We start from the raw sequence: 8917 nt of genomic DNA, 5'->3' as shown, positions 1-8917 counted from the left end.
CGGACCCCCCGCGTCCCGGCCCTGCCGCCGGTTCGGGGCGGCGCGAGGCGGAATTTGTCCTTTTCTGCCCGTGCGGCGAATTTTCTGTCAAATATAGCCTGACGGAAGCCAATTTGATCATCAAATTGGCGCAGCATCAGTATAAAATCAAATAGTTATAGCCTGACAACATAATCAAAGGAAAGTCGTCAGGCTATACGACGAATGGTGGCCAGAGCTGCCGGGCGCGGCCTTTTTGCCATGATCTGCCCTGCCCTGGCGAGCCGGTCGGGCATTGGCGATTTTCCGATTCTTTTGGGGTTCCTCTGCGGACCCTGACGATCCGCGCGCCTGCGGATGGCGGCGTTGCCTGCGGGCGGCAGTGTTGCCTGTGGGCAGGTCAGGGCTTGATTTGTGGGATGTCTCGCGGTAGGTTCAATTAGTGATAGTATGTCTTATAATATGGACCAAATTGTAATGACCGACGCGCTTGCGGGGATCCTGCCTGTTCTGCCGACGCCGTTCACCGCCGCCGGAAGCGTGGATTTCGCCGCCATGGCCGGGCTTGTGGAATTTGCGCGGGATGCGCGGGTCAGCGGCGTGGTGTTTCCCGGATTTGCCAGTGAGGTCGAGCATCTGACCGGGGAAGAGCGCCGCGCGGCGCTGGCCGAGGTGGTGCGCGCGGTGGACAACGCTTTTCCGGTTGTGGCGGGGGCCAGCGCCGGAACGGCCGCCGAGGTGATCACGCATGGCTGGGAGGCGCGCGATCTGGGGCTGCGCTGGCTGATGATCCAGCCGCCGAAATCCGTCGGCGCGGGGGCAGGCGAAGTGATCGCCTTTTTCGCGGAAATCACCGCCTCTTTGCCGGATACGCGGATCGTGCTGCAAAACGCCCCTGCGCCGCGCGGATCGGACCTGCTGCCGGGCACCATTCTGGAGATTGTCCGGGCCGTTCCGCAAATCGCCTATGTCAAGGAAGAGACCCTGCCCGCCGGTCCCGCGATCAGCGCGATTCTTGCGGGCAGGCCGGCGCATCTGCTGGGGGTGATCGGGGGCGGGGGCGCGCGCTATATTCTGGACGAATACCGGCGGGGGGCCTGCGCGGCCATGCCTGCCGTCGAAATCGCGGCCGAACATGTGGCGATGGACCGGGCCTGGCGCGGGGGCGATCCGGCACGGGCGCGCGATCTTTATGTGCGCACCCTGCCGTTGCTGACGCTTCAGGCGGTCTATCGCATGCGGCTGACCAAGCATGTGATGATGCGGCGCGGGGTTCTGGCGAATGCAGATGTCCGCGCGCCCACGCCACCGATGGATGCCATCGCGATTGCCGATATCGACGCCAATCTGGCCGAGCTTGGCATCCCGGATTCCGGTTGACGGGGCAGTTCATGACCGATCCTGTCACATCCGTTCACGTCTTTACCCTGACCCTGCAGCGCGAGACGCCCTATCTGGGCGCGGCCCGTCCGGGCGAAAAGCCGAACGCACAGGGCTATCTGGTGCGCCGCGGGAACCGGACGGTCTATCCGGTCTTTGACCGCTCGGTTCTGGTGCGGATCAGGACGGCGCAGGGCGTTACCGGCTGGGGCGAGACCTATGGGCTGGTTGCGCCCGGCGCGGTGGGGGCGCTGATCAACGACCTGCTGGCGGGATTTGTCATTGGCCGCGATCCGGCGGATCCGGCGGCGATCTTTGACGATCTTTACGACCTGATGCGGGTGCGCGGATATACTGGCGGGTTCTATGTCGATGCGCTGGCCGCCATTGACATCGCGCTGTGGGACATCGCGGGACGACAGGCAGGGCGGTCAGTGGCCGATCTGCTGGGCGGGGCAAAGCAGGCGCGGATCCCGGCCTATGTCTCGGGGTTGCCTGAACCGACGCGCGCGCTTCGTGCGGCGCTGGCTGCATCCTGGCAGGACAAGGGGTTCAATGCCTTTAAATTCGCCACTCCGGTCGCCGATGACGGCCCCGAGGCCGAAATTGCCACATTGCGGGCCACACTTGGGGCGGATGCGCTGATCGCGGCGGATATGCACTGGAACCAAAGCGCGGAACGGGCGCTGTCGCTGATCGGCGGAATGGCCCGGCATGGGCTGTGGTTCGCCGAGGCACCGGTCCGGACCGAGGAAATCGCCGAACTGGCCCGCGTCACCGCCGCCAGCCCTGTGCCCATTGCCGTAGGCGAGGAATGGCGCACCCATTACGACATGCTGCACCGTATCGAACGCTGCCGCATCGGCATCGTCCAGCCCGAAATGGGACACAAGGGCATCACCGGATTCATGCGCATCGGGCGGCTGGCCGAACAGCACGGCATTGCCGTCATGCCGCATGCGACCATCGGCTGCGGGATTTTTCTGGCCGCCAGCCTGCATGCCAGCAGCGCCCTGACGATGACGCGCTTTCATGAATTTCAGCATTCGGTTTTTGAACCGAACCGCCGCCTGCTGACCGGAGGAATGGAATGCCGGGAAGGGTTCTATACGCCTCCGGCGGGCGCGGGTCTGGGGGTGGCGCCATCGGACGAAGCCATTGCAATGCTGAGGCCGCTTCAGGCGATGACCAACAGATAATCAGAGGAGGAAAACCCATGAAGATCAAAGCATTTCTTGCCACGGTCGCCACGGCCGGCCTGCTGGTGTCCGGGGCTGCGGCCGAGACGCTGGTGCTGGTGAATGCCGATACGATCGGATCGCCCATGGATCAGATGAACGCGCATTTTGCGGAACTGATCCGGGACCGCTCGAATGGCGAGATCGAGGTGAATTACATCACCGGCAACCAGCTTGGCACGCCGCCGCAGGTCATGGACCAGATCTCGGCCGGGTCGCTGGATGCTTTGGGCACCGCCGCCGCCTGGCTGTCGGCCTATGCGCCAGACACGCAGATCCTGACCTGGGGTTTCACCTTCCGTGATGGCGCGCATATGCAGGCATTCTTTGACAGCCCGCTGTTCGAGGGGCTTGTGACCGACATGCGTGACACGGGCCGGATCCGCGTGCTGTCTGCCGGTCCGACCGAACCGCGCGTTGCCTTTCTGACACAACCCCTTGGCGAGGATGGCGCATTCACCGGGCGCAAGATGCGGATCCCGCAGATCCCGTCCTATCTGGAGCTTTGGAAAGCGCTTGGGGCGCAGCCGACGCAAGTGGCCTGGAGCGAGGTTTATCTGGCCATGAGCACGGGCGTCGTCGATGGTGCCGAAGGTCCGCCCACCGCCGCCATCGCACAGCGGTTTCACGAGGTGGCGAAGAACATTTATCTGACCGACCATGTCTGGGCGACCTCGACCATCCTGATCAACGAGGACAAGTTCAGCAGCATGTCGCCCGAACATCAGGCCATCGTCGCGCAGGCGGCGAAGGATTCGACGCAATGGGCCTATGAGGACGCCACTGCCCGCCGACAAGAGGTTCTGGCCCGGATGACCGAGGCGGGGGCGACGGTCAGCGAATATGACGCGACCCGGTTGCAGGACATCGCGCGCAAGGCCGTGGCCGGGGTCGAGGCCGAAGGGCTGTGGCGCAAGGGGCTGTTCGACGAGGTTCAGCAATTACAGTGATCGCGCGGCCGCCGGGCGCGGGGGTCCGGCGGCGATCCATTTGGGGGGGGATATGCAACGCATCCTGAAAGCCATGGTCATCTGGATGGGCCGGATCGAAATGGCCCTGTCGATGATCCTGCTGATCCTGATCGTCGCCACCATCGCGATGCAGATCGTGGCCCGCTATGTCTTTAGCGCGCCGGTTCCGTGGATGGAGGAAAGCGTGACGATCATGTTCATCTATGTAACGCTTCTGTCGGCGGCGGTGGTGGCCAGGGAAAAGCGCCATATCGTCGTGGATCTGTTTCCTGCGGGCCCGCTGTCTCGGCGGCTGGGGGTGGCCATGTCAGTGCTGACGATCGCGATTTTGGTGCTGGTCCTGACCAGCATCGGCCCCATCGTCACGGTCGAGATGCGACGCAACACCGTGTCGCTGCCGTGGAATTTTCCGCTGGCCTGGTACAACTCCTTTCCGCTGATCTATTGCTTTGGCTCGATCATCCTGTCCATCGCCTATGATCTGATCTTCGAGCGAAAGGCCCAACAGGAGGCGCTGGTCTGATCATGGACGCCCTGATCCTTCTGACCATCCTGTTCGGCCTGATCTTCCTGCGCATGCCGGTGCCCTTTGCGATGCTGACGGCCTCGGCGGGGTTCATCCTGATCCAGACATGGTTCGGCAGTAACCCGCTTTTCGCCATCGCCGGGCTGAAGGTCATCGCGCAGCGCATGACCCCGTCGCTGGAAAGTTTTCCCTTGCTGGCGATTCCGTTGTTCGTGCTTGCCGGGAACCTGATGAACGCGACCGGTATCTCGGACCGGATCTTTGCCTTTGCCAAGGCGCTGGTTGCGCATATCCATGGCGGGCTGGCGCATGTGAACGTGCTGGCCTCGATCGTCTTTTCGGGCATGTCGGGGGTCGCCACCGCCGATGCCGCCGGACTGGGTGCGATCGAGATCAAGGCCATGACCAGGGCCGGCTATGACCGCGCCTTCAGTGCCGCAGTGACCGCCGCCTCGTCGATCATCGGGCCGGTCATTCCGCCAAGCGTGATCATGGTGATCTATGCGGTGCTGTCGGGCGAATCCATCGCCAGACTGTTTCTGGCGGGGATCCTGCCGGGGCTGCTGCTGGGTTTCATCCTGATGTTCGTGATCTATGCGCTGGCCGTTACCGGCAGGGTGCATTCGCCGCGCACGCCACGCGCCGGCTTTCGCGAATTGACCTGCTCGGCATGGCGCGCGCTGCCGGGGCTGATGGCACCGGTGCTGCTGGTCACGGGGCTTCTGACCGGTGTGGCCACGCCGACCGAACTGGGTGCCATCGTGACCGTCTATGCCATCGCTCTGGGTCTTGCCTCGCGCGAACTGACATGGACGGGCTTTGTCACGGCGCTGCGCACCACCGTCTGTACCATCGGCGCGCTGGTCTTTATCCTGGCCTGCGCCGCGCCCATTTCCTGGATCATTTCGGTGCTGAACGTGCCCGCGATGCTGCAAGAGGGGCTGCTGGCGATTTCGGACAATCCGGTCGTACTGCTGATCATGATCAATATCATGCTGCTGATCGCCGGGCTGTTTCTGGAAACCACGGCGATCCTGCTGATTGCGGTGCCGACGTTGCTGCCGCTGGTGCGGACGATCGGCATGGACCCGACGCAATTCGGGGTGATGATGATCTTCAACCTGCTGATCGGCTCGATCACGCCGCCTTTCGGGGTCATCCTGTTCATCATGATGGACATCGCCAAGGTCAGCTATGGCGCGTTGATCCACGCGTTGCTGCCTTTTTACGTGCCCATCGTCGTCACGCTGATCCTGATCACTCTTGTCCCGGCGATCACGCTGTTCCTGCCTGAACTGGTGGCGGGTGGCGCGCCCTGACCTCGCCTTGCCAAACACGAAAGAGAGACGATGAAAATTCTTGTAACAGGCTCTTCGGGCCGGATCGGATCCTGTGCGGTGGAACGGCTGCTGGCGGGCGGCATGGCGGTACGGGGCATGGACATGCGGGCCTCGGGGCGCGAAGGGGTGCGCCGCTATGACGAGATTGTGGCCGGGTTCGATCAGCCCGACGCCGCGACCGCCGCCATGAAGGGCGTGGATGCCGTGCTGCACCTTGGGGCCTTCATGTCATGGGTGGCCGGGGACCGGGCCGCGATGTTCTCGGCCAATGTCGAGGCCACGCGCGTCCTGCTGGACGCGGCGGCAGCGGCGGGTGTGCGGCGCGTTGTCTTTGCTTCGTCCGGCGAAGTCTATCCCGAGAACGCCCCGCAATTCCTGCCCGTGACCGAAGATCACCCGCTGCACCCCAACAGCCCCTATGGCCTGACCAAACTGCTGGGCGAAGAGATGGTGCGATTTCATCAGCGCGCCGGGTCGTTCGAAACGGTGATCCTGCGCTTTTCGCATACCCAGAACGCGGACGAGCTGCTGGACGAGGACAGCTTTTTTTCAGGGCCACGCTTTTTCCTGCGTCCGCGCATTGCCCAGCAGCGCCGTTTCGGAAACGAGACCGTGGCCCGGCTGCTTGAGGCTGCCGATCCCGGCCAGCCCGCGCATGTTCTGGCGCGCAATCAGCAGGGCCGCCCGTTCCGGATGCATATCACCGACACGCGCGACATGGTGCAGGGGCTTGAACTGGCGCTGGACCGGCCTCAGGCGGCGGGGCGCGTCTTTAATCTGGGCGCGACCCGGCCCGTCGATTTTGCGCCGCTTGTGGACCGGATGTCGGCAATCACCGGTTATCCCGTGGTGACTGTCGATCTTCCCGGCGCGGGTGTCTACTATGAGACTTCGAACGAAAAAATCCGCAATGAATTGGGGTTCAAGCCGGAATGGACAATCGACCGGATGCTGGCCGGGGCGGCCGAGGCCAGAAAGGCGCGTCAGACAAGGTGATCGCCCCGCAAAAGGCCATTCCAACCGGCGCGGCCGCCCTTGCCAAGGGGCTGGCGTTGCTGGATCTGGTGGCCGATGCGGAAAGCCCGCTGCGCTTTGCCGAACTGATGCGGCAATCGGAATTGCCCAAGCCCACCTTCGCGCGGATCCTGCGGACGCTGATCGCCTTTGGTCTGGTCCGCCATGACGAGGCCAAGGGCACCTATACGCTGGGGCCGCGCTTTCTGGAACTGTCGCACCGGGTCTGGGACATGTTCGACCTGAACTCTGTCGCCCTGCCCGAGCTTGAGCGGCTGTCAAAGGATCTGGGCGAGACGGTGGCCCTGTGCCGGTTGGATCAGGATCAGGGCAGTGCAGTCTATCTTGCGGCGCGCTCGGGCGCGGGGCTGGGGGTGCTGATCGAGACAGGCCACCGGGTGCCGCTGCATTGCACCGCCGCCGGCAAGGCGCTGCTGGCCTTTCAGGAACCGACCCTCGGGCGCGGGCTGGTCGAAAGGCTGACGCTGGAACGGTTTACCGAAACCACCCTGACCAGTCCGGGCGCGTTGACCAGCGATCTTGCCCTGACCCGTGCGCGCGGCTATGCGATTTCCATGCAGGAACATCTGCCGGGGGTGAATGCCGTCGCGGTCGCGATCGGCGCGCCCGATGGCACGCCGCTTGGCGCGCTGGCGGTGCTGGCCCCGGCCTCGCGGCTGGACGAGACGAATATCCACCCGGTCGGGCGTGACCTGATCGCCGCCGCGCGGCGGATCACCGGATCGGCGGGCGCGGTCGCCATCAGTTCCCGGCCGCAGCCGCGCAACCGGCAGTCGCGCAAGATGGCCGATCTGGATTGCATCCTGCCATGGGGGGCGCAACTGGGCGAGGCGCCGGTCTGGCACCCGCTGGAGCAGCGCCTCTACTGGGTCGATATCCTGCGCCCGGCGGTTTATCGCTTTGACCCGACAACCGGCGTGAACGATATCTGCGTGCTGGACAAGCTGGTCAGCGCGGTTCTGCCCCGTTCCGACGGCGGGGTGATGATCGCCACGCTGGACGGGATCGAGACGCTGGATTTCGACAGCGCCCGCACCGTGCCTTTGTGTCATCCGGAACGCGATCGCCCCGAGAACCGGCTGAACGACGCCAAGGTCGGGCGGGGCGGGGCGATCTGGGTCGGTTCGATGCGGATGGATGCCGCAAGGCCGACCGGCGCGCTGTACCGTGTCGATCCCGATGGCAGTTTCGCGCGCAAGGAAAGCGGCGTCACCGTGTCGAACGGCCTTGGCTGGAGCCCGGACAGCGGCACCTTCTATTTCGTCGATACCGTGCCCGGCCTGATCTATGCCTATGACAGCGCGCCGGGAACCGGCAGTCTGGATAACCGCCGCGTCTTTGCGCGCATCCCGCCCGAGGATGGTCGCCCCGACGGTCTGGCCATCGACAGCGAGGGCGGTGTCTGGTGCGCCCTGTGGGACGGCTGGGGGCTGCGCCGCTATCGCCCCGATGGCACACTGGATTTCATGATCGAACTGCCAGTGCCGCGCCCGACCAGCCTGTGCTTTGGCGGCGCGGCAAATGACACGCTGTTCATCACCAGCGCCCGCACCCGCCTGCCCGCATCCACCCTGTCCGAGGCGCCGCTGTCCGGGGGGCTGTTTTCCTGCAAGCCCGGCATCAGCGGCCTGACCTCGAACCTGTTCACCCCCTCAGGATAGGTCGCGCATGGGCTTTTCTCCGCAAGAACTGTTTGATCTCACGGGCCGAGCCGCGCTGGTCACGGGGTCCAGCCGGGGCATCGGTGCCGCGATTGCGCAGGGCCTTGCCGCAGCGGGGGCACGGGTATTTGCGCATGGGCAGTCCTCTGCATCGGCAGTCGGAACCGTTGCAGCCATTGCCGGGGCCGGCGGCCGGGCCGAGGCGGTGGCGGGCGATCTGGCCCGACCGGGGCAGGGCGAGGCGCTGATCCGGGAATGCGAGGCGCGGGCGGGGGCGCTGGATATTCTGGTCATCAATGCATCGGTGCAGATCAACGCCCCGCTGGCCGGGGTGACAGAGGCCGATCTGGCCTTGCAGATCGACGTGAATCTGCGCGCCACCATCGACATGCTGCGCGCCTGCCTGCCGCCCATGGCGGCGCGCGGCTGGGGCAGGGTGGTCGGCATCGGCTCGGTCAACCAGTCGGCACCGAAACCGGTCGTCACGGCCTATGCCGCGACCAAAGCTGCGCAGCATAACCTGATCCAAAGCCAGGCGCGCGCCTATGCGGGAACCGGCGTGACGCTGAACACCCTGTCCCCCGGCCTGATCGACACCGACCGCAATGCCGGCCGCAAACTGTCGGATCCGGCGGGATGGGATGCCTATGTCGCGCAGGTCAACTGGATGGGCAGGGCGGGCCTGCCGGGCGAGATGGTCGGCGCGGCCCTGCTGCTTGCATCCGACGCCAGCAGCTTCATGACCGGCGAGGTGATCACGCTGTCGGGGGGGATGTAAGCCGCCGCC

General features: G+C 64.8%; 8 protein-coding genes. All 8 read left to right on the top strand.

The features are described 5' to 3' along the window. Positions 1–456: 456 nt before the first annotated feature. Genes ACK5L9_RS03080 through ACK5L9_RS03045 form a run of 8 tightly spaced genes read left to right on the top strand, consistent with a single transcriptional unit; the run spans position 457 to position 8908 of the window. Complete coding sequence (locus ACK5L9_RS03080) at positions 457–1359, top strand: dihydrodipicolinate synthase family protein (protein WP_416909981.1); 903 nt, start codon at positions 457–459, stop codon at positions 1357–1359. An 11-nt stretch (positions 1360–1370) separates the two neighbouring features. Continuing rightward, positions 1371–2558: a mandelate racemase/muconate lactonizing enzyme family protein gene (locus ACK5L9_RS03075; RefSeq protein WP_416909980.1), complete on the top strand. Its 1188-nt coding sequence runs from the start codon at positions 1371–1373 to the stop codon at positions 2556–2558. A 17-nt stretch (positions 2559–2575) separates the two neighbouring features. After that, on the top strand, positions 2576–3547 hold the full coding sequence (locus ACK5L9_RS03070) for a TRAP transporter substrate-binding protein (RefSeq protein WP_416909979.1): 972 nt from the start codon (positions 2576–2578) through the stop codon (positions 3545–3547). 52 nt (positions 3548–3599) lie between these two features. After that, positions 3600–4091, top strand: coding sequence for a TRAP transporter small permease (locus ACK5L9_RS03065; RefSeq protein ID WP_416909978.1), 492 nt, complete (start codon positions 3600–3602; stop codon positions 4089–4091). Between the two features lie 2 nt (positions 4092–4093). Next, positions 4094–5413 carry a TRAP transporter large permease gene (locus ACK5L9_RS03060; RefSeq protein WP_416909977.1) on the top strand — a complete coding sequence of 440 codons (1320 nt, stop codon included), beginning with the start codon at positions 4094–4096 and terminating at the stop codon, positions 5411–5413. Positions 5414–5443: 30 nt separating this feature from the next. Continuing rightward, complete coding sequence (locus tag ACK5L9_RS03055; RefSeq protein ID WP_416909976.1) at positions 5444–6430, top strand: NAD-dependent epimerase/dehydratase family protein; 987 nt, start codon at positions 5444–5446, stop codon at positions 6428–6430. Beyond that, entirely contained in the window at positions 6427–8130 is a 1704-nt protein-coding gene (locus tag ACK5L9_RS03050; protein ID WP_416909975.1) for an SMP-30/gluconolactonase/LRE family protein, read from the top strand. The genes ACK5L9_RS03055 and ACK5L9_RS03050 overlap by 4 nt, the downstream gene beginning before the upstream one ends. Before the next feature lie 7 nt (positions 8131–8137). Next, a complete protein-coding gene (locus ACK5L9_RS03045; RefSeq protein ID WP_416909974.1) occupies positions 8138–8908 on the top strand; it encodes an SDR family NAD(P)-dependent oxidoreductase in 771 nt (256 codons plus the stop codon). Positions 8909–8917 lie beyond the last annotated feature (9 nt).

The sequence above is a fragment of the Paracoccus sp. (in: a-proteobacteria) genome (genome assembly GCF_047973135.1).
In the GTDB taxonomy this organism is placed as follows: domain Bacteria; phylum Pseudomonadota; class Alphaproteobacteria; order Rhodobacterales; family Rhodobacteraceae; genus Paracoccus.
This window is presented reverse-complemented; position numbering and strand designations above follow the sequence as displayed.

Bases quoted from the DNA above. Each gene is read 5' to 3' on its own strand.
- ACK5L9_RS03080 (WP_416909981.1), top strand. From the start codon at position 457: ATGACCGACGCGCTTGCGGGGATCCTGCCTGTTCTGCCGACGCCGTTC.
- ACK5L9_RS03075 (WP_416909980.1), top strand. From the start codon at position 1,371: ATGACCGATCCTGTCACATCCGTTCACGTCTTTACCCTGACCCTGCAG.
- ACK5L9_RS03070 (WP_416909979.1), top strand. From the start codon at position 2,576: ATGAAGATCAAAGCATTTCTTGCCACGGTCGCCACGGCCGGCCTGCTG.
- ACK5L9_RS03065 (WP_416909978.1), top strand. From the start codon at position 3,600: ATGCAACGCATCCTGAAAGCCATGGTCATCTGGATGGGCCGGATCGAA.
- ACK5L9_RS03060 (WP_416909977.1), top strand. From the start codon at position 4,094: ATGGACGCCCTGATCCTTCTGACCATCCTGTTCGGCCTGATCTTCCTG.
- ACK5L9_RS03055 (WP_416909976.1), top strand. From the start codon at position 5,444: ATGAAAATTCTTGTAACAGGCTCTTCGGGCCGGATCGGATCCTGTGCG.
- ACK5L9_RS03045 (WP_416909974.1), top strand. From the start codon at position 8,138: ATGGGCTTTTCTCCGCAAGAACTGTTTGATCTCACGGGCCGAGCCGCG.